General features: G+C 38.3%; 18 protein-coding genes. 9 read left to right on the top strand and 9 right to left on the bottom strand.

All coding sequences use genetic code 11. From position 1 onward, the window contains the following. The first annotated feature begins 12 nt into the window (after positions 1 to 12). The gene (locus ACFOSX_RS04090; RefSeq protein ID WP_386097284.1) at positions 13 to 1,875 is read left to right on the top strand and encodes a SulP family inorganic anion transporter; all 1,863 of its coding nucleotides are present in this window, start codon (positions 13 to 15) and stop codon (positions 1,873 to 1,875) included. Here the strand turns inward: ACFOSX_RS04090 and ACFOSX_RS04095 are convergent. Further along, complete coding sequence (locus ACFOSX_RS04095) at positions 1,872 to 2,399, bottom strand: CvpA family protein (RefSeq protein ID WP_386097286.1); 528 nt, start codon at positions 2,397 to 2,399, stop codon at positions 1,872 to 1,874. The genes ACFOSX_RS04090 and ACFOSX_RS04095 overlap by 4 nt on opposite strands. A gap of 115 nt (positions 2,400 to 2,514) precedes the next feature. Between ACFOSX_RS04095 and ACFOSX_RS04100 the strand changes: the two genes are divergently transcribed. The 3 genes from ACFOSX_RS04100 to ACFOSX_RS04110 all read left to right on the top strand — a co-directional run bounded on the left by ACFOSX_RS04100 (position 2,515) and on the right by ACFOSX_RS04110 (position 4,417). Further along, entirely contained in the window at positions 2,515 to 2,871 is a 357-nt protein-coding gene (locus ACFOSX_RS04100; RefSeq protein WP_386097288.1) for a hypothetical protein, read from the top strand. Between the two features lie 47 nt (positions 2,872 to 2,918). Beyond that, on the top strand, positions 2,919 to 3,938 hold the full coding sequence (pheS, locus tag ACFOSX_RS04105; RefSeq protein ID WP_386097290.1) for a phenylalanine--tRNA ligase subunit alpha: 1,020 nt from the start codon (positions 2,919 to 2,921) through the stop codon (positions 3,936 to 3,938). 83 nt (positions 3,939 to 4,021) lie between these two features. Then, positions 4,022 to 4,417, top strand: coding sequence for a hypothetical protein (locus ACFOSX_RS04110; RefSeq protein ID WP_386097292.1), 396 nt, complete (start codon positions 4,022 to 4,024; stop codon positions 4,415 to 4,417). Positions 4,418 to 4,537: 120 nt separating this feature from the next. Here the strand turns inward: ACFOSX_RS04110 and ACFOSX_RS04115 are convergent, their stop codons facing one another. Beyond that, positions 4,538 to 5,539 carry an NAD(P)H-dependent glycerol-3-phosphate dehydrogenase gene (locus tag ACFOSX_RS04115; RefSeq protein ID WP_386097294.1) on the bottom strand — a complete coding sequence of 334 codons (1,002 nt, stop codon included), beginning with the start codon at positions 5,537 to 5,539 and terminating at the stop codon, positions 4,538 to 4,540. Positions 5,540 to 5,730: 191 nt separating this feature from the next. On the opposite strand from ACFOSX_RS04115, the gene ACFOSX_RS04120 reads away from it, so the two are divergent. Together ACFOSX_RS04120 and ACFOSX_RS04125 are read left to right on the top strand one after the other, a co-directional pair. Next, positions 5,731 to 6,684: a nicotinic acid mononucleotide adenyltransferase gene (locus tag ACFOSX_RS04120; protein WP_386097296.1), complete on the top strand. Its 954-nt coding sequence runs from the start codon at positions 5,731 to 5,733 to the stop codon at positions 6,682 to 6,684. Positions 6,685 to 6,955: 271 nt separating this feature from the next. Further along, positions 6,956 to 7,552, top strand: coding sequence for a hypothetical protein (locus tag ACFOSX_RS04125; RefSeq protein ID WP_386097298.1), 597 nt, complete (start codon positions 6,956 to 6,958; stop codon positions 7,550 to 7,552). Position 7,553: 1 nt separating this feature from the next. Here ACFOSX_RS04125 and ACFOSX_RS04130 read toward each other — a convergent pair whose 3' ends face one another. From ACFOSX_RS04130 to mfd, 3 genes are read right to left on the bottom strand one after another with little or no spacing between them, the layout of a single operon-like run. Continuing rightward, positions 7,554 to 8,852 (bottom strand): TlpA family protein disulfide reductase, encoded by a 1,299-nt coding sequence (locus ACFOSX_RS04130; protein WP_386097300.1) that lies wholly within the window; start codon positions 8,850 to 8,852, stop codon positions 7,554 to 7,556. Between the two features lie 45 nt (positions 8,853 to 8,897). After that, positions 8,898 to 9,758: a DMT family transporter gene (locus ACFOSX_RS04135; RefSeq protein ID WP_386097302.1), complete on the bottom strand. Its 861-nt coding sequence runs from the start codon at positions 9,756 to 9,758 to the stop codon at positions 8,898 to 8,900. Then, the gene (gene mfd / locus ACFOSX_RS04140) at positions 9,755 to 13,165 is read right to left on the bottom strand and encodes a transcription-repair coupling factor (protein ID WP_386097304.1); all 3,411 of its coding nucleotides are present in this window, start codon (positions 13,163 to 13,165) and stop codon (positions 9,755 to 9,757) included. Before mfd ends, ACFOSX_RS04135 begins: the two co-directional genes overlap by 4 nt. A 112-nt stretch (positions 13,166 to 13,277) precedes the next feature. Between mfd and ACFOSX_RS04145 the strand changes: the two genes are divergently transcribed. Further along, positions 13,278 to 13,709 carry a tellurite resistance TerB family protein gene (locus ACFOSX_RS04145; RefSeq protein WP_386097306.1) on the top strand — a complete coding sequence of 144 codons (432 nt, stop codon included), beginning with the start codon at positions 13,278 to 13,280 and terminating at the stop codon, positions 13,707 to 13,709. A gap of 59 nt (positions 13,710 to 13,768) precedes the next feature. Here the strand turns inward: ACFOSX_RS04145 and ACFOSX_RS04150 are convergent, their stop codons facing one another. The 4 genes from ACFOSX_RS04150 to fbp form a co-directional block, all read right to left on the bottom strand. Further along, positions 13,769 to 14,728, bottom strand: coding sequence for a HaeIII family restriction endonuclease (locus ACFOSX_RS04150; RefSeq protein ID WP_386097308.1), 960 nt, complete (start codon positions 14,726 to 14,728; stop codon positions 13,769 to 13,771). 3 nt (positions 14,729 to 14,731) lie between these two features. Continuing rightward, positions 14,732 to 15,772, bottom strand: coding sequence for a DNA cytosine methyltransferase (locus ACFOSX_RS04155; RefSeq protein WP_386097310.1), 1,041 nt, complete (start codon positions 15,770 to 15,772; stop codon positions 14,732 to 14,734). Positions 15,773 to 15,775: 3 nt separating this feature from the next. Continuing rightward, positions 15,776 to 16,096, bottom strand: a complete 321-nt coding sequence (locus tag ACFOSX_RS04160) for a helix-turn-helix domain-containing protein (protein WP_386097312.1) — start codon at positions 16,094 to 16,096, stop codon at positions 15,776 to 15,778. A 71-nt stretch (positions 16,097 to 16,167) separates the two neighbouring features. Continuing rightward, positions 16,168 to 17,172 (bottom strand): class 1 fructose-bisphosphatase, encoded by a 1,005-nt coding sequence (gene fbp / locus ACFOSX_RS04165; protein ID WP_386097314.1) that lies wholly within the window; start codon positions 17,170 to 17,172, stop codon positions 16,168 to 16,170. 133 nt (positions 17,173 to 17,305) lie between these two features. Here fbp and ACFOSX_RS04170 point away from each other — a divergent pair, with 133 nt between their 5' ends. Further along, the gene (locus ACFOSX_RS04170) at positions 17,306 to 17,779 is read left to right on the top strand and encodes a GNAT family N-acetyltransferase (RefSeq protein ID WP_386100208.1); all 474 of its coding nucleotides are present in this window, start codon (positions 17,306 to 17,308) and stop codon (positions 17,777 to 17,779) included. A 43-nt stretch (positions 17,780 to 17,822) separates the two neighbouring features. Beyond that, a complete protein-coding gene (locus tag ACFOSX_RS04175; protein WP_386097316.1) occupies positions 17,823 to 19,073 on the top strand; it encodes an aspartate kinase in 1,251 nt (416 codons plus the stop codon). The last annotated feature ends 19 nt before the right edge of the window (positions 19,074 to 19,092 follow it).

The raw sequence follows: 19,092 nt of genomic DNA on the forward strand, positions 1-19,092 counted from the left end.
ACCAACACCATTATGAAAGATTTGTTTAAACACATTAGAGGAGATGCCTTTGGTGGAATTACAGCGGGTATTGTCGCTTTACCATTAGCATTAGCCTTCGGTGTATCCTCTGGTCTAGGTCCAAGCGCAGGGCTTTATGGTGCTATTTTTATTAGTTTCTTTGCGGCACTTTTCGGTGGTACAAATACTCAAATATCCGGACCTACAGCGCCAATGACGGCAGTGAGTATGGTCATCATTGCAGGAATTATTGCGGCTAATGATGGTAGTGTTGAGAAAGCATTGCCTGCAATCCTTACCGTTTTTCTTTTGGCCGGAATTATGCAAATTGGTTTAGGGGCAATGGGTCTAGGAAAGTATATTCGGTACATTCCTTACCCAGTGGTTTCAGGATTTATGACGGCCATTGGCGTTATTATTTTGGTGACCCAAGTTTTACCATCTATCGGATATTATCCAAAGGAGGATGAGGCTTATGTCGAAACATTTAAACCTGAGGCGGAGGAAGTTATTTTAGAGAATATTTTAAAAGAAGAAGCGGCAGAAGATATTCTTGTGCTTGAAGACTTTAAAGAAACCATTGCAAGAGCAGAACAAATAACACAAGAGGATATCCTAAAAGAATCCCAAACACTTGCTGCTCAGAATGCTTCAGGTGTTTTAGGTGCTCTAAAAGTATTGCCAAGAGCTCTGCAAAATATTAATTGGCTAGAGTTGATTTTGGCATTGTGTACCATATTTATCATCTATGGCTTTAGACGGATTACAACTGCCATTCCGAGTACATTGGTGGCGCTTGTGGTCATGTCTGCAGTCGCCATTATAGCAGGATTGGATTACAGGCCCATTCCTGAAATTCCCCAAGGACTCCCTGAGTTCAAATCAGAAATATTTACTAGTTTTAGTTTAGGAAGTCTAACACCATATATATTTACCGCACTAACCTTATCTCTCCTTGGAGCAATTGATTCCTTGTTAACCAGTGTTGTCGCCGACAACATGACAAAAACCAAGCATAAGCCAAATAAAGAATTGGTGGGGCAAGGTATCGGAAACAGTATTGCCGCCATGTTTGGTGGTATCCCTGGGGCGGGTGCCACAATTAGAACGGTTGTTAATATAAATTCTGGAGGAAAAACACGCCTATCGGGTATGATTGCTGGGGTATTGTTGTTCGTTATTCTTTTGGCTGTCGCTCCCTTAGCTTCACGTATACCAGCTGCAGTATTAGCAGGAATTTTGATTACTGTAGGTATTGGTGTTATGGATTATAAAGGACTAAGAGCCATTCCATCTCTTCCAAAAGACATAAAGTTGGGGCCACTTAAATTAAGTTCAGAAGTCCTTATTATGATGGTAGTACTCATACTGTCATCTTTTTGGGATTTGGTCTATGCGGTGGGTATAGGATTGGTTATAGCATCCTTAATGTTTATGAAAAAAATTGGGGATCTCACAGCTCGTAGCAGTGGTGTAATTCCGTTAAAAGAAGAAACATGGTCAGATGAGTATATCTTCCCTGAGAAATTTGCAGAGGAAGTCTTTATTAAACATCTTAAAGGGCCATTGTTTTTTGGGTCTACAAGCGATTTTCAAGCTCTGACTCTACAGATTCCAGTAACAGCAAGTTACGTGATTTTAAGGCTAGAGCGAATGCCATACATGGATCAGTCTGGACTTTATGCAATGGAAGACATGCTTCTGGAGTTAAAAGGTCGAGATACTGAGGTTCTTTTTGTTAGCCTTTTGGAGCAACCCCGTTACATGATGGAGCGTATAGACATTATACCGGATCTAATTCCTGAAGAACACATCTTCAAAAGTTTTGATGACTGTGTTAAATGGATCAACGCTAATGTCGAAGACAAATATTAAACCGCAGTTGAGGCTTCTTCTTTAGAAACCTCTTCTTTTTCGTCCACTTTTATCAAATTCGGAAAAATCATAGGTGATAGTGATTTAACAGGTTCGTAAAGTGCACTGTCTTCAATAGTTTCTTTGTCTACAAAAGGTAATGATTTGTTCATCTTATCGAAGACATTAAGGACAATACTTAAAATCAGAGCAATTTTCAAACCGCCAAAAACACCACCGAGTAGTTTGTTAAGCATGCCTAACATGGCAAAATCTGCAAGCTTGGTGAGGGCTTTTCCGGCGAAGCTGATAGCAATAACAATGACAACGAAAGTGATGGCAAAAGCAACGATATTTACTGTTTTTTCAGCCCATTCCGTTCGGTCCATCAAAAACTCAGAGGCAAAATAGCTGAAGTGGATAGCACCATATACACCAAGAACCAAAGCCAAAAGTGACGCAATTTCTACAAACAGGCCTTTAAATAAACCGCGGATTAACCCAAATAGAATAAGGCCACCCAAAACAATGTCAATAACACTCATAATCTTAGTTATTTAGTCAAAAGTAACGGAATTTTTTTAAGTTGAAAGTAAAGCGAATCCATTCAATATCCATTAACTTTGTCGCTTCTATAACGCAAAAAATGCAGGAAGAATTATGTCGAGAGATATTCAATTAAAAGAACGTTGGGAGTTTTTGGTAGAAAAGCTGTCCAATCAGTTTGCGGATGGTGAGAAATTGGATTTGGACGCCATCATCTATTTAATCGGCGTGCAAGAATTAGGGCAACTTCACAACACCTATAAAAAAGACCATAAGTTAGATTTAATGCATATTGCCATTTGTAAGTTGTTGGAACCTTATGGTTTTTATGAATTCGATTTTGTGGACGACGACGGTTGGCCTCATTATAAAGTCAAAGCCCAGTTGCCACATTTAAAGGCTGGTGAGCAAAGTATTTTAATGAAGGAGGCTATAGTCAACTATTTTGTAGAAACAACGTATATCGATTAGGAATTTTTAAATTTGCAGTCTTATTTTAGGATGAAAAAGAGGGCATTATGATTGATAAGTTAAACGAACTCATTGCAGAAGCAGAAGCATTTACAGCACAGTCCAAGGAAGAGGTTGAAGCATTCCGTATAAAATATTTAGGGTCTAAAGGCCTTTTGAAGCAGTATTTTGCGGAATTTAAAAATGTGGCCAACGAGCAGAAAAAAGAGTTTGGGCAAACCATTAATCAGCTTAAGAAAACAGCTGAAGACAAGGTCAATGACTTAAAGTCTGCATTAGAAAATAGTGAAGAAGACAAAGGTGTCTATGGTGATTTATCACGTCCTGGTGAGCCCATAGCCTTGGGAGCCCGTCATCCAATTTCAATCGTAAAAAACCAGATTATTGATATTTTTTCGCGCATTGGATTCAACGTCAGTGAAGGCCCAGAGATTGAAGACGATTGGCATAATTTCACGGCTTTGAACTTACCAGAATACCATCCGGCGAGAGATATGCAGGATACGTTTTTTATTCAAACTAATCCAGATATTTTGTTACGTACACATACCAGTTCCGTGCAAGTTCGCTATATGGAAAATAATAAGCCACCGATTAGAACCATTTCTCCGGGGCGTGTGTATAGAAACGAAGCTATTTCGGCACGGTCGCACTGTTTTTTCCATCAGGTAGAAGGCTTGTATATTGATAAGGATGTGAGCTTCGCTGATTTAAAGCAGACCTTGCAATATTTTACGACGGAAATGTTTGGGAAGTCAAAAATCAGATTGCGTCCATCATACTTTCCGTTTACAGAACCAAGTGCTGAGGTAGATGTATACTGGGGCTTGGAGACCGAAACCGATTACAAAATGACCAAAGGTACAGGCTGGTTAGAGATTATGGGCTGTGGTATGGTAGACCCAAATGTTTTGGAGAACTGTGGTATTGATTCTAAGGAATACTCTGGATTTGCCTTCGGAATGGGTATTGACCGTATTGCCTTGTTATTGCATCAAATCAGTGATATCCGTTTGTTGAGTGAAAACGATGTACGTTTCTTAGAGCAGTTTAAGTCGGCATTATAATACATTCCTGCGAAAGCAGGAATCTCATTAATAAAAACTGATAGTCTAATTTAAAAAGATTCCTGCTTTCGCAGGAACTAGAGATGAAAAAAGACATCCAAATTCCAGAAGTCAAAGACGTTTATATTGCGGTAGTCAATGAACACAATGACATCTACAATACAAACGATTGGAATGCCTACATCATTAACGATAAAGGCGTAGATTTAGAGATGGTTTTGATTGTCACCAACGGCTATTCCGATGAAAAAATTACGTCAACCTTTAGAAAGAAAATCGACGTACTTCCCAAGAAGAGCTATGCCAAAATAGAGCTTATGCCTGAGGAGCTTTTCGCATTAAATAATCAATTTAAAGTCACCTTTTTTGAAGGCAACCAAATGCTAGATAAAACGTATCTCTTTCGAAAAAACACCATAAATTTAAAAGCTTTACAGCCGATTCCGTTGATGGATGTTAAAGGGGTTTTGGTAAAGTAGTAAATGCTGTCATTGCGAGGAATGAGGTACGAATGAGGTGGCAATCTCACAAAACAGTCATATCAATAATGAGATTGCTTCACTGCGTTCGCAATGACGGGAAAAGGCTAATGCCAATAGCTAGTCCAACTTATCCGTCAACTTTTTAAATACTTTCTTAGGATTTTTATTCTCGTAAAGAATCTCGTACACAGCATTAATAATCGGTAGTCTCGTCTTTTTCTTATTATTTGTATTAAGAATAAAGGCGCTTTTAGTGGCGTAGTAACCTTCTGCTATCATGCTCATTTCCATCTGTGCTGATTTTACGGTATAGCCTTTGCCAATCATGTTGCCAAACATTCGGTTTCGGGAAAACACAGAATAACCGGTTACCAACAAATCACCGAGGTAAGCGGAGTCATTGATGTTCCGTTTCATTTTATGCATCTTTTTGATAAATCTGCGCATTTCCCGTATGGCATTACTCATCAATACACTTTGAAAGTTGTCCCCATAACCAAGTCCATGGGCAATGCCAGCGGCGATGGCATAAATATTCTTTAACATAACGGCGTATTCCACACCAATAACGTCATCACTGGTTTTGGTATTGATGTACCAGCTAGATAGGCTGTCGGCTATAGCCTGCGCCTTTTCTTCATCAGCACAGGAAATGGTTAAATAAGATAAACGCTCTAAAGCGACTTCTTCAGCATGGCAAGGGCCGGCAATGACCGCAATATTTTCAAAAGGAATTTTATAAATATCATGAAAATGTTCTCCAACAAGCAGTCCACTTTCAGGAATAATACCCTTAACAGCAGACACAATTATTTTGTTGGAAATATCGGCGGATAGCTTTTGTAATTCAGAATGCATAAAGGCCGATGGCACCACAAAAATGAGCACATCAGCGTAGTCTGCCATTTCATTGATGTCGTTACTCAGCTTTAGTTGCTTGGTTTTAAATTCAACCGAACTCAAATAGCTAGGGTTGTGGTCTTCCTTTAAAAGATGCTCCTTAATGTAGACACTTCGCATGTACCAACCAACTTCGTCTAAATTTTCACAAAGCATTTTTACAATGGCGGTGGCCCAGCTTCCTGAACCAAAAACGGCATATTTTTTAGGTTTTTCCATAGATGGTGTTGCGTTATGCACTTTCAAAAATACATAATTTATAAAAGGTGCTTAGCGCAATCGGTGTAAAGACTGATTCAGTATGCGTGCATAATAAAATGAACTACATAAAATACTGATAATCAATTGATTGAATTTTTGGCACGCGTTTTGAAAAGTCTAAAGCAGAGAACAATTAAAAACGAAGGATTATGAAGACTTTAAAACTACTTATGGGATTTGCCTTGACAGCAACCCTATTTACATCATGTTATGTTGAAGATGCCGTTATTGTGGTAGACGACCCAGTACCAGGCATAAATGTAAATCAGCTATTAAACTCTTACGAGTTATGGTATGTTGATGTTAATGAAACCTTAGGGTCTGGTGAAGTTCCGTTTTTGCAGATAGCATTTACGGTGTCATTTAGAAACGGAATTCTCTATGCTAACAATAATTTAGTAGGTATAGGAGAACAGGGTAATGGCTTCGGAATACCAATCGGTGTTTACGATGCTTATGATGGGATTTTGGATGTGAATCACGATTTGGATGGCTTCGGGACGTTTGATGTCTTCAGGATTGATAACAACACCATTGAATTATATAACCCGTCTTCAGACACCTCATATTTCCTAAATGGATACCAACGTTCTAACTTTGATTATGACTTTGTGTTCTATGATAATATTCACTATTTCCTTCAAGAATATGAAGCATGGGAGAAGACCTATACAAGTGAGTTTGGTGCGCTAGATGAGTTTGACAATGAAAATTACCTACAGTTCGTAGCTGGTGGTAACGATATAGAATTTAGAAGTTCGCAAGACGCTAATATCTCTAACCCAAGTAATATTGTTTGGGATTTCACTGGCCTCTATGACGTGGCAGATGTAACAGGTAACTTCTACCTTAAATATTTAACACTGGATTATGATTTCTTCGACAATGAAGTTTTTGAACTGAGCGTTATAGATGATGGAACCATTGAAATTCTTCATGCAGACTCTGGTACTGTCTATGAGTTTGCGGGTAAAGGTTATATAGAGTTCCTAAGACAAGCACCAGTTGCAAAAGGTGGAGAGTCTATAAAGAAGTCAGTGGTGAAGAAGCGTAAGCAAAAAACAGCTAAGAAAGACAATCCTAGAGAAAGTACACGAAGCTAAATTTTGGTTGGTTATTTAGTTTCTTAAGCGCTCAGCAGACATTAGTTTGCTGGGCGTTTTCTTTTGAGTTTAGTTTGAATGGAACACAGAACAACATAAAATCAATATGGCTATTTCATACGTAGTTCTACGTATAGTTTTCATCCTGAAAATTTTCCCGTTAATCGGAAGCATGGTTGATTCAGCGTAAATCAAGGTGGTACATCGAATATTTAATGATGCAATAAAGGCTGTGTTATAGTTTTACCGAGCAACCTAACCCAAATGAATCATGAAAAAACTACTTTTCCTACTTACTGTAGTAGCCTTATTATCAACTGCATGTACGAGTGAACCAATAATTCTAACAGAGGAGGCTAGTTCTGAAATTAACTATACCACATCAGCCAAAAATTCAAAAACATCTAATGATAGCGATTGGTCTTTTGATGTACCATGCGTTCAGATTCCTTTAATGGCAGGACAATATCATAACGCTGGTTCGGTCAATATATATGTCGTAGACGGCGAAATAGTCATTGCCTATGAGAGTACTGGAGATTGGGAAATCTCTGGAGTGCATATGGATATTAGCGCATGTGATAACCTTACGTTTCCTGTAACAGGTTCTGGAAATCCTAAAATTGGTAAGTTTCAATATAAATCTGAACACCCTGAAGGCACCGACCAAGTGGCCTTTTATTTTAACGAAAATGATTTAGAAGACCAGTTTTGTGTAGCATTGCATGCCGTGGTAAATGACGGTAATGGTAATGAAGAAACCGCCTGGGGTCAAGGAATAGATTTTGGTGGCAATAGTTGGGCCATGTATGCTTCTGTAGATTTATCCGACTGTGTAGTCGACCCAATTATTCATGAAGTAGAATAAATTACTTCTTAGACAAATAATCCTTCAACATCTCTAAATCATAAGGCTTAGCCACAATACGCTTGTCCTTATCCAAAACAAAATAATACGGTGTTGCTTGAATGCCGTAGGTTTTTACTAAGGGATTTTCCCATTTACCCAAACCTAAAACATGGGTAAAATCGGGGAACTGCCTAATGGTTTCTGACCAGTTTTCTGAAGTATCTTCAAGACCATAAGCGATAACCTTTAAATTAGGATGGGCTTTTAACTCTTTGTGAAGCACAGGCAATTCATTTAAACAATGGCCACAGGTACTGCTCCAAAATACCAATAGGTATTGGTCAGCTTCATTAAGTTCCAATAAACGTTGCTTTCCCGCTATGACTTCAAAATCTGGCGCTACATTTCCTAATGATGTATTCTTATAGGTGACAAGGCGTTGCATTAAATCTAAATCGTGCTCCTCTGTGGCGATGTCAATAAGATAGCTTTCTGCAATATGGTTCGCCATAGTTTCGTTGCCTTTTTCAACAAAAGTTTGCCAAAGCATTTCCAAAAGGGTACTGCGTGTATCAAGATTACTGCCATCTAAAGCTTTGGCCAAAATGGCTAAATGCGATTTATAAGCCTCAGCATCCGAGTCTTTAGAAAGCCCGAAAATAAAACCATTAACTCGGTCTGTTATAAACGTGGAACTCTGTAGTAACGGGTCATCAAAATTTACATGCGCAAAATAATTAGCTTTAAAATTGTCCGAATAGGTTTTTAAATCTTCGTATGTCTCAGGAATGTAAGGCTTATTCGCTTTTATGAATGTCTTTGCCAGCATACCATCAGCCGAATTTTCATAACCTCTTTGTGTCTCGCTTAGGGTTTTAAAAATATCTTGAAACGCTTTTTTGTCGGTTCCGTTTTGTGTGTAATAGTTGTTGATGGTGTTGTTAATGACTTCCATACTTTTAAGGTAAGAGGCCCACTGTTTATTTTCTAAAGACGAGGTAAATTCCACTCCATTTTCCAAGGAAAAATTAAGGTTCACATCTTCTTTTCCGTTATAAATAATATCGAAATTATTCGCTTCTGCCGGAAGCGCGTATATAATTTTATAGATACCTGGCTTGGCATTCTCATCTAAAACAATATTGAAATTCCCCAAACTATCTAATTCTGCCTTCCCGACAAACTCTGGGTCTTTCGGATTCATTTTATAGAGAAATGCATAGGTGAAATCTTCAGCCGGACTAAAAGTGCCTTTCAATTCATGTTGTCCTAGAGCTAAAAGTGGAAAGAGTAAACCTATCAGAATCAATTTTTTCATAAGAGTGTTATTTACAAGAGGTCTTTCAACAATAATTACGCCAATTCAGACCTTGCGAGACCTCAAACTTTCAATTAATACAGTAGTTAATATAATCGCCCCGCCAATATAGGTATTTGTAGCGGGAATTTCATTCAAAAATAAAAAGGCAATAATAATCCCGAAAATCGGTTGGGCACTTGCAATGATACTCGCCGTTGTTACTTTAAAATAGCGTAAGCTCGAAACAAACATAGTATGGCCAATGGCTGTAGTTAATAAAGCCAAAATGAGTATATACGGATATTGGATGACGATACCCGAAGAATCCATGAAAAATAAAGCAGGGAGCAACAATACAGAAAGAATCAATACCTGAAAAAACATCAAAGCTGTTCCGTTGTAGTTTGACACATGTTGTTTCAAAATCAAGGTGCGCAAGGCGTAGCAAAGTGCCGAGAGCAATCCCAGAAGTATGCCTTTAAAATCATCATTTTCCAAACTGAATTCAGGAGCCAACAAATACACTCCAAATAAAATAAGAGCTCCCAAAGGGAGGTAAAACGGGTCGAATTTAGTCTTTGTAAAAGCAGGTTCCAATACCGAAGTGATGATTGGAAATGTAAACAGCGACAACATTCCAATAGCCACATTTGAAATTTGAAGACTATAGAAATAGGTAACCCAATGTGCACCCATAAAAAAGGCACTTAGAAAAAAGGGCCAGCGGTCCTTGGGTTCGTTTAGTTTTAACGAAATGCCTTTTATGAGGCAATAGATAAGCAGAAAGACGCCAGCCAAAGCCGAACGCCACCAAATGGTCACAGGCGTTGGCATAGCGATAAATTTTCCCAATGCGCCTGATGTGCTTATAAACAAAGTAGCCAAGAGCAACCAAAAAACTTGCGTGTGGTGTTGCCCCTTCATATTTGAGACATCATATCCAAGGCCTGCTTCACCGAAGTTATATTTGAAAAGCTGATGATGAGTCGAAGACCATTTCTGGTCTGCTTTTCTTTCATCTTTACCGCTTTAGGACGTGTTTGAACAAATTGTAGCACTTTAGTGAATTGGTCGCTCTGATAGAAACTGCTCTGCTGGTCTTGGATGAAATATCCAATAAGACGATTTTGCTTCATGACCAGTTTTTCTATTCCCAATTTTGTGGCAATCCATTTTAGTCTTACACTATTAAGCAAACCTTCAACCTGTTCTGGGAATGGCCCAAAGCGGTCTACGATTTCAGCTTCAAATTGCTGTAACTCAGCTTCGGTTTTTAGTGTGTTTAACTTTGTATAGAGATTCAAACGCTCTGTAATGTTGTTGACATAATCGTCCGGGAAGAGCAATTCAAAATCTGTGTCAATGGTAATGTCTTTGACGTATGTTTTGGGTTTCCCATCGTCTTTGTAGAGGTCGGCAAATTCAGATTCCTTGAGTTCCTCAATGGCTTCATTCAATATTTTTTGATAGGTATCAAAACCAATATCATTGATAAATCCGCTCTGTTCGCCACCCAATAAATCGCCGGCACCTCGTATTTCCAAATCCTTCATGGCAATGTTGAATCCGCTTCCCAGTTCCGTAAACTGCTCTAGAGCTGTGATACGTTTTCTTGCATCAGTAGTCATGGCTGAATATTCAGGCGTAATAAAATAACAGAACGCTTTTTTGTTACTTCGGCCAACGCGTCCACGCATTTGGTGTAAGTCGCTCAATCCAAAATTATTTGCATTATTGATGAAAATAGTATTGGCATTGGGGACGTCCAACCCACTTTCTACAATGGTTGTACTCACAAGGACATCAAACTCACCGTTCATAAAGGCGAGCATCAAATGCTCAAGTTTTTTTCCATCGAGTTGACCGTGGCCAATCCCAATTTTTGCATCAGGCACCAAACGTTGAATCATACCCGCAACTTCCTTGATGTTTTCAATCCGATTATGGATAAAAAATATCTGTCCACCACGCTGAATTTCGTAACTAATGGCATCTCTGATTGTTTCCTCATTAAAGCGAATGACATGACTTTCAATCGGATACCGATTTGGTGGTGGCGTAGTAATGACCGATAAATCACGAGCGGCCATTAAGCTAAATTGAAGTGTTCTAGGAATTGGTGTCGCCGTCAAAGTCAAAACGTCAACATTCTCCTTAATGGTTTTTAAACGCTCCTTTACCGCAACGCCAAATTTTTGCTCTTCATCTACAATGAGTAATCCGAGGTCTTTAAATTTTACATTTTTATTGGCGAGTTGGTGCGTTCCGATAATGATATCAACGGCTCCGTTTTCCAAACCTTCAAGTGTTTCTCGTTTTTCCTTGGCGGTTCTAAAACGGTTAACGTAATCTACAGTTACTGGAAAATCCTTCAAACGTTCAGTAAACGTTCGGTAATGCTGGTAGGCCAAAATGGTCGTCGGTACTAAAACGGCAACTTGTTTGCCATTATCTACGGCTTTGAATGCGGCGCGGATGGCAACTTCCGTTTTTCCGAATCCGACATCACCACAAACCAATCGGTCCATGGGGCGTTCACTTTCCATATCGGCTTTGATATCTGCAGTAGACGTAATTTGGTCTGGGGTGTCTTCGTAAATAAAAGAAGCCTCGAGCTCATGTTGCATGTGGCTATCTGGGGCATACTGAAAGCCTTTTTTTAGTTTTCGTTTGGCGTACAGTTTTATAAGGTTGAATGCAATTTCCTTAACGCGCGACTTGGTTTTCTGCTTAAGTGTTTTCCAAGCTTTGCTTCCGAGTTTATAAACCTTCGGTGGCTTTCCGTCCTTGCCGTTAAACTTGGTGATTTTATGAAGCGAATGAATACTGAGGTAGAGAATATCCCGTTCTCCATAGACCAATTTAATGGCTTCTTGTTTCTTGCCTTCAACATCTATTTTTTGAAGTCCCCCAAACTTTCCGATACCATGGTCGATGTGCGTGACGTAGTCGCCAATTTCGAGATTGGTTAGTTCTTTAAGTGTAATGGCCTGCTTTTTAGCGTAGCCATTCTTCAAATGAAACTTGTGGTAACGGTCAAAAATTTGATGGTCGGTGTATACCGCAATGTTTTGCTCAGGGTCAATAAATCCTTGGTATAAGGCCAAAACCACAGTCTTGTAATGAACCGTTTGGTCTTGGTCGTCAAAAATGTCATGGAACCGTTTGGCTTGTTGCTCGCTGACACAAGCGATATAATTGGTGATACCCTTGTCGTGGTTGTCGTTGAGGTTTTCAATCAGGAGATTGAATTGCTTGTTGAATGCCGGTTGAGGTTTGGTATTGAATGTTATGGCAGAACTGTCATTGCGAGAAACTTGTGACGACGCAATCTCTTCATTAGAAACAGATTGCTTCTCTCGTAAATCGCTAGCAATAACTTTTGCGAAGTAGGAAGTGGAACCAAACTCCACTACCACATACTCCAAAAACTGACGCTTCAGTGCTTCTGAATTACAAAATAACTCATCAGGCGAGGCGTGTTTTATATCTCTCGATAAGTTCTCAAACGCCTCTTTGGCCTTCTCATAGAAACCATCAATCTTGGAAAAGAGGAGTTCCGCATTTTTTGAAAATACCACAGTTTTAGACGACATGTATTTCAGAAAACTTTCGCGCTTGTCTTCTATAAATTTATTAGCAACGTTGGGGATGATGCTAATTTTTTTGACCTTGTCGGTAGAGAGTTGGGTTTCCACATCAAAGGTGCGGATGCTATCGACTTCATCACCAAAAAATTCAATTCTGTAAGGTTCATCGTGAGAAAAAGAGAAGACATCCACAATCCCGCCGCGCACTGAGAAATCTCCTGGTTCCGTGACAAAATCGACACGTTTAAATTTATAATCGAACAACACTTCGTTTACAAAATCGATAGAAAGATTGTCTCCAATAGAAATTTTTAAAGTGTTCTTTTCAAGCTCTCGTTTGGTTACTACCTTTTCGAATAAAGCATCAGGATAGGTAACGATTATTGAAGGTTTCTTTCGGGAGTTGATACGGTTCAATACCTCGGCGCGTAAAAGCACGTTGGCATTGTTGGTTTCTTCAATTTGGTAGGGTCTGCGGTAACTTCCCGGATAGAATAACACATCCTTATCGTTGATGAGCTGTTCCAAATCATTCAAATAATAGGCGGCCTCTTCCTTATCATCAAAAACAACTACAAAAGGTTTGTCTGCGGTTTTAAATACTTCAGATATGACAATAGATAGCGACGAACCAACAAGGCCTTTGAGATGATGCTTACTTTGTGGGTGGGCAATAGCGGTCTGCAGATTTTGCAGTTGCAAAGCCTGTGCATAGGTTTGGGAAATCAATGTCTTGCTCAAGAGCTGTAAATTGAAGGTGCAAATATAAAACTTTTTAAAGGGCTGATGACTGTTAAAACTTGGAAAGGAATTATATTTGCAGTCCATAAACAAAGACAAAAAATTAGATTATATGTCAATTTCAGATTTATTCGAAAGCGGTTTTAAAAAACGAAATGAAGACCATTTTGCAGCCATCGTTAGAGTGGCGATGAGCGATGGTGTCATTACTGATGAAGAGAAAGCTTTTTTAGACCGTTTGGCGACGAGACTCGATGTCACCGAAATAGAATACAAGCAAATTTTAAAGGATTATAACTCGCATCCTGTGAATGCCCCGCATTCGTACGATGAGCGTTTAGAGCGTTTGTACGATTTAGCCAGAATGGTTTGGGCGGACGATATCGATGAGCCAGCACAACACAACTTATTGAAAAAGCTTTGTGTAGGGCTAGGGTTTAACACCAAAAATGTTGGCTACATCGCTGATAAAGCGATTAGATTGTGCGAAGAAGAAACCGATTTAGATACTTTCGTTGATGAGATGAAAAATATGAATCAGTAAGCGATACTATTACATGAAATTATTATAGAGCGATGCCGGCAATGGTGTCGCTTTTTTGTTTAATTTATAAAAATATGATTTGTAAATAAAGTGTGTGGTGCACTTACCAAATTTATGTCAAACTTTAAAGACGGTTCAACTCTTGAGCTTGCGTTATGAATTCTAAAAGATATTTGCCAACCTTCGTTCAAAGAAACCAATAATGTTGTAGTCGAGTTTTCTTGGTAAACAATTTCGATTAATCTTGTCGGTAGTTTTAGTTTAGGAATCTTGGCTTTTGGTTTTATTTTTTCAAACGGTAAGTTTAGAGTCCCGTGGAAATTGTAGGCTTGGATTTCAACTTTCTTTTTGCTTTTAATCACTTTGTAAAAGTCCTTGTTCCCAATTAAATATTGAACTAAATTTTCTGCAACAATGTTAGAATTTCCTTTATCCAAACGAAGCAACTCTTTTCTAAAAGCGTCTAAAATTGGCATATAAACCACTTGATGCATATTTTCAATGGAAGTCCATTTCGTTGCTCTGTCTATTGCTCTCAATTCTGTCAGCATATCGAAGATTGGTTTAATTTCGTCAAAGTAACTTTTTGAACAAGGAACGCCCAACCATTTATCTCCGAAGTCAATTCTTTGCGATAATCTTGAATGCTTTACTGCTCTATGATTGTTTTTTGCGGAAATCCCAATTTCCCAATTCTGTAAGGAACGAATTATTAACACATCACGCACATCTCCTGTTTGGCCTGCTTGGTCGCTAACAAGTTCTAGTACCAAAATATCGTCTTTGCTTATTCCATTCGATAGTCTTGGCTCTATATCAATTAGAAAATTTATTGAAGCACTTGCCGTAATTCGAAATGTATCTTGTTCATTTTCGCTGAAACCATCGAAAAAACCTTTTGCCGTTTTGTAGGGTTCGTTTTCTGTAATAGAAGCACTTGTTATTGTTTTTAAACGTTCATAAAATTCAGAGAGCAGAGCATATTCAAATGCTTTACCATTAATTGTTTGGCTTGCCATAAATTATGAAAGTGTGTTTTCTAATTCCAATTTTTTGATAGGTCTTTTTAATTTCTTCTCTGCATTTTCAATTTGTGATTTAATGCTTATAGCGATGTGTTTAGCAAGATTAACTGGAACCGCATTTCCAATCATTTTATATCCAGCTGAAATATTATCATAATGAAATATAAAGTCATTTGGAAAAGTCTGAATTCTTGCACATTCTCTAACACTTAATCTACGATATAAATCTTCTTTTCCAGGAACAAAAACACGAACATTTTGCTCAATGAATTTCATCTTTGGTGCCTGTGGATGAATAGGTGCGTGTCTTCCGCCTGCTTGAATTGTGAACGACTGTTCATCCCAACTTCTTACTCTATTCCTTGACATAAACATAGAAGAGAATCCACCAATCATATATTCGTGATTTGGGATTTTACAATTTTCTTTATTTGTCTTATTTCCATGTTTTGCAGGAACTACAGAATCTTTTAAATCAGCTATTGCCTGCTCAAGAGTCACTTTCTTTTTTAATGATTGAGGAAATTTAAATTCAAAACCAAGGTCTTCTCGAATACCTACAAAAAATACTCTCTTACGGTCTTGGGGAACATCAAAGTCAGAAGCATTTAATAACTTAAAGGATAATCTGTATCCAGCATTTTTAAACATTTGCTTAATGTTTTTTAAAGCTTCGCTGTGTCTTTCTAATAACATTCCACTTACATTTTCAGCAAGAAAGAATTTTGGCTGTTTGGCTTCTAATATCCGGATGAAGTCATAAAATAATTGTCCTCTTTTGTCATTTATTCCACGTAAAGATCCTGCTTCACTCCAACTTTGACAAGGTGGTCCGCCAATTATTCCATCGCATTCAGGAACTTCGTTCGACTCTATGTTTACGATACTTCGTCTGTCGAGTATTGTGATTTTATGGTTCTTCTCATATGTTTCCCAAATATCTTTATCGTATTCGTTTGCCCAAACAACATTAAATCCTGCTTTTTCAAATCCTAAATCGAGTCCGCCAGCTCCTGCGAAGAATGATACTATATTCATATTTTATTGTGCTTGAAGTGTTTTATTTAGTTTTCTGCGATATTCCGCTTTTTCCTCTGCGACTTGTAAAAGTTGCTTTGTACAATTGGTTTCATAAATATGTTTTCCAATTTGGTCGGTCACATATTCATTCCGTAATTCAGTCAGATTGAGCTTGAAGATTTTCGATAGTTTTGGTAGTCGTTTTTCATCGAAATCTCTTTTTCCGTTCTCTATTTTGCTCAAATTTGCAGAATCCAAGTTCAGTTTGGCCGCAAGTTGAGTCAAAGTCAATTCGTTTTCGTTTCGTAAAAGTCGGATGTATTCTCCAAATGTGGTTTTCATAAGACTTGTCATATTTTGACAAATCTACATTTTGAAAATTAGATATTCAAATATGAAAATGTTAAATTTTCTTATCCTTTCCTCATAAACGCTTCCGCCTTCTCCACCATATTTAGACTGCCACAGATAAATGGTACACGTTGATGCAATTCCGTAGGTTGAATATCCATAATTCGGTTAAATCCATCACTAGCCTTACCATTTGCTTGCTCAGCTAAAAATGCCATTGGATTACATTCATAAAGTAAACGCAATTTTCCATTTGAACTAACCGAACTTTTTGGGTACATGTAGATACCGCCTTTTATCATGTTTCGGTGAAAATCAGAGACTAAAGAGCCAATGTAGCGAGAGGTGTATGGACGGTCGCCTTCTTCCATTTGGCAATACTTAATATAGTTTTTAATGCCTTGTGGAAAGTGGATATAATTACCCTCATTGACGGAATAAATCTTTCCATCTTTAGGAAATTGCATATTAGGATGTGATAAGTAAAATGTACCAATAGCAGGGTTTAAGGTAAAGCCATTAACACCCGCACCAGTGGTGTAGACAATCATGGTAGACGTACCGTAAATAATGTAACCCGCAGCAACTTGCTTGTTACCCTGCTGTAGAAAGTCATCGAGAGTAACTGGTGTGCCAACTGGTGTTACACGGCGATAGATAGAAAAGATGGTTCCGACAGAAACATTAACGTCAATGTTTGAAGACCCATCTAAAGGGTCAATCAATACCACATACTTGTTTTGGTGGTTTTCATCCTGACTGTTGATGGAAATAAAATCATCTTCCTCCTCACTGGCAATACCACAAACAATATTTCGATTAGTAAGGGTTTGTATAAATTTATTGTTGGCATAAACATCCAACTTCTGCTGGTCTTCACCTTGAATATTAGTATCACCAGCGGCGCCGATAATGTCTACCAAGCCTGCTTTGTTCACTTCATGATTGACCACTTTGGCGGCCAATCGTATGGAATTGATTAGTCTAGAAAGCTCGCCGGAGGAGTATTTAAAGGACGACTGATGTTCAATAATAAATTCTCCGAGCGTTTGGTTTCTTTTAGACATAAAGCGTGATTTGGTTTTATGCCTGCAAATATCGAATAATTTTCTTCAACTACATCGTTTTCGTAACTCAAAAAATTGTTTTTACACCAGACTTTAAGCTATATTTGAGGTGCTTAAAACCAACCACAAACCCATGGTAAGAGATGCCAAAATTACAGATATGCCTAGAGTATTGCAACTCATTACTGAGCTCGCCGTATTTGAAAAAGAGCCTGATGCAGTTGAGGTCACTTTAGCGCAACTTCAGGAAGATGGCTTTTCTACCCAACCCAAGTTTAAATGCTTTGTTGCTGAAGACCATGGCGAAGTGCAAGGCATGGCTTTGGTCTACAAACGCTATTCCACATGGAAAGGCGAGGTATTACATCTTGAAGATTTAATTGTGAATAAAGCCGTACGGGGTTCTGGTCTAGGTACTGAATTATTGAACGAAGTTGTGAAATATGGTAAATCCGAAGGCGTAAAACGTATCTCTTGGGAAGTTTTAGACTGGAATGAGCCTGCCATTGAATTCTATGAAAGGAAAGGAGCGAATGTGATGCGAGATTGGGATGTGGTGCAACTGGATGAAGCAGGAATCGATGACTATTTAAAGAAGATTAATTAAAACAAGACTCCCGCTCCCGAAGCGTCGGGACGGGAAAATAAATATGCGCGTATATAAATTTGGTGGTGCATCAGTAAAAGATGCCAATGGCGTAAAGAACTTGGCAAAAGTGCTCAAGAACACTGGTCATGAAAGTACCTTAGTGGTCGTTTCCGCAATGGGAAAAACCACCAATGCCATGGAGCTGGTCATCAAAAATTATTTTGAAAATAAATCTGAATTGCAGTCGGCCATTCACGAAGTCATCAAATACCATAACGAAATTCTTTTAGAACTTTTTGAAAACGACAGACACGAGGTTTTCACTAAAGTGAAGAGTTTTTTTGACGAATTGAATAGCTTCTTTAAATCGAATAAATCACCCGATTACAATTACGTTTACGACCAGGTTATTGGTTATGGGGAACTGATTTCAACCACCATTATCAGTGAGTATTTAAATAAAACAGGACTAAAAAATAACTGGCTAGATGTCCGGGAATTCATAAAAACAGATAACTATTACAGAAGGGCCAATGTAGATTGGACCATGACGCAAGAACAGATTATTTCAAATTTTGACCGCTCTACCCTTAACATTACCCAAGGATTTTTAGGAAGTGATGGTAACAATTTTACCACGAGTTTAGGACGTGAAGGCAGTGACTACACAGCGGCCATTTTTGCATACGCGCTCAATGCTAATAGCGTCACCATTTGGAAAGATGTGCCCGGCGTATTGAATGCCGACCCACGTTATTTTGAAAACGCCCAATTGCTTAATCAAATCAGTTATAGGGAAGCCATTGAGTTGGCCTTTTATGGTGCCTCAGTCATACATCCAAAAACGCTTCAACCCCTACAGCGCAAGGAGATTCCGTTATACGTGAAATCGTTTTTAAACCCTGAAGCTGATGGAACAAAAGTGAGTAAAGGCCAACCAATTGAACCGAAAGTCCCGTGTTTTATCGTTAAGAAAAACCAGATTTTGATTTCGTTATCGTCTTTGGATTTTTCATACATCGTGGAAGAGAATATTTCTGAAATATTCAAACTATTGCATCATTATAAAATGAAGGTGGATGTCATTCAAAATTCGGCAATAAGCTTTTCGGTTTGTGTAGATAACATCTATAACAATCTCGAAAAATTATTGCAACATCTCAAAGCAAAATTTAAAGTCACACATCACAAAAATGTGAGTCTTTATACTATTCGGCATTATAATGATGAGGTTATTGCTGAATTAGAAAAAGGGAAAACGGTTTTACTCAAGCAGTTGGCCCAAGAAACGGTTCAAATGGTAACTAAATAACATTCATTACATTTGTTTT

This window comes from Winogradskyella maritima, assembly GCF_042650215.1.
GTDB lineage: Bacteria > Bacteroidota > Bacteroidia > Flavobacteriales > Flavobacteriaceae > Winogradskyella > Winogradskyella maritima.

Excerpts from the sequence above, each read along its gene's own strand:
- ACFOSX_RS04160 (WP_386097312.1), bottom strand. The coding sequence starts at position 16,096 with ATGAAAACCACATTTGGAGAATACATCCGACTTTTACGAAACGAAAAC.
- ACFOSX_RS04095 (WP_386097286.1), bottom strand. The coding sequence starts at position 2,399 with ATGAGTGTTATTGACATTGTTTTGGGTGGCCTTATTCTATTTGGGTTA.
- ACFOSX_RS04110 (WP_386097292.1), top strand. The coding sequence starts at position 4,022 with ATGAAAAAAGACATCCAAATTCCAGAAGTCAAAGACGTTTATATTGCG.
- ACFOSX_RS04170 (WP_386100208.1), top strand. The coding sequence starts at position 17,306 with ATGGTAAGAGATGCCAAAATTACAGATATGCCTAGAGTATTGCAACTC.
- fbp (WP_386097314.1), bottom strand. The coding sequence starts at position 17,172 with ATGTCTAAAAGAAACCAAACGCTCGGAGAATTTATTATTGAACATCAG.
- ACFOSX_RS04130 (WP_386097300.1), bottom strand. The coding sequence starts at position 8,852 with ATGAAAAAATTGATTCTGATAGGTTTACTCTTTCCACTTTTAGCTCTA.
- ACFOSX_RS04175 (WP_386097316.1), top strand. The coding sequence starts at position 17,823 with ATGCGCGTATATAAATTTGGTGGTGCATCAGTAAAAGATGCCAATGGC.
- ACFOSX_RS04115 (WP_386097294.1), bottom strand. The coding sequence starts at position 5,539 with ATGGAAAAACCTAAAAAATATGCCGTTTTTGGTTCAGGAAGCTGGGCC.
- ACFOSX_RS04135 (WP_386097302.1), bottom strand. The coding sequence starts at position 9,758 with ATGAAGGGGCAACACCACACGCAAGTTTTTTGGTTGCTCTTGGCTACT.
- ACFOSX_RS04125 (WP_386097298.1), top strand. The coding sequence starts at position 6,956 with ATGAAAAAACTACTTTTCCTACTTACTGTAGTAGCCTTATTATCAACT.
- ACFOSX_RS04150 (WP_386097308.1), bottom strand. The coding sequence starts at position 14,728 with ATGGCAAGCCAAACAATTAATGGTAAAGCATTTGAATATGCTCTGCTC.
- ACFOSX_RS04120 (WP_386097296.1), top strand. The coding sequence starts at position 5,731 with ATGAAGACTTTAAAACTACTTATGGGATTTGCCTTGACAGCAACCCTA.
- ACFOSX_RS04100 (WP_386097288.1), top strand. The coding sequence starts at position 2,515 with ATGTCGAGAGATATTCAATTAAAAGAACGTTGGGAGTTTTTGGTAGAA.
- ACFOSX_RS04090 (WP_386097284.1), top strand. The coding sequence starts at position 13 with ATGAAAGATTTGTTTAAACACATTAGAGGAGATGCCTTTGGTGGAATT.
- pheS (WP_386097290.1), top strand. The coding sequence starts at position 2,919 with ATGATTGATAAGTTAAACGAACTCATTGCAGAAGCAGAAGCATTTACA.
- ACFOSX_RS04145 (WP_386097306.1), top strand. The coding sequence starts at position 13,278 with ATGTCAATTTCAGATTTATTCGAAAGCGGTTTTAAAAAACGAAATGAA.
- ACFOSX_RS04155 (WP_386097310.1), bottom strand. The coding sequence starts at position 15,772 with ATGAATATAGTATCATTCTTCGCAGGAGCTGGCGGACTCGATTTAGGA.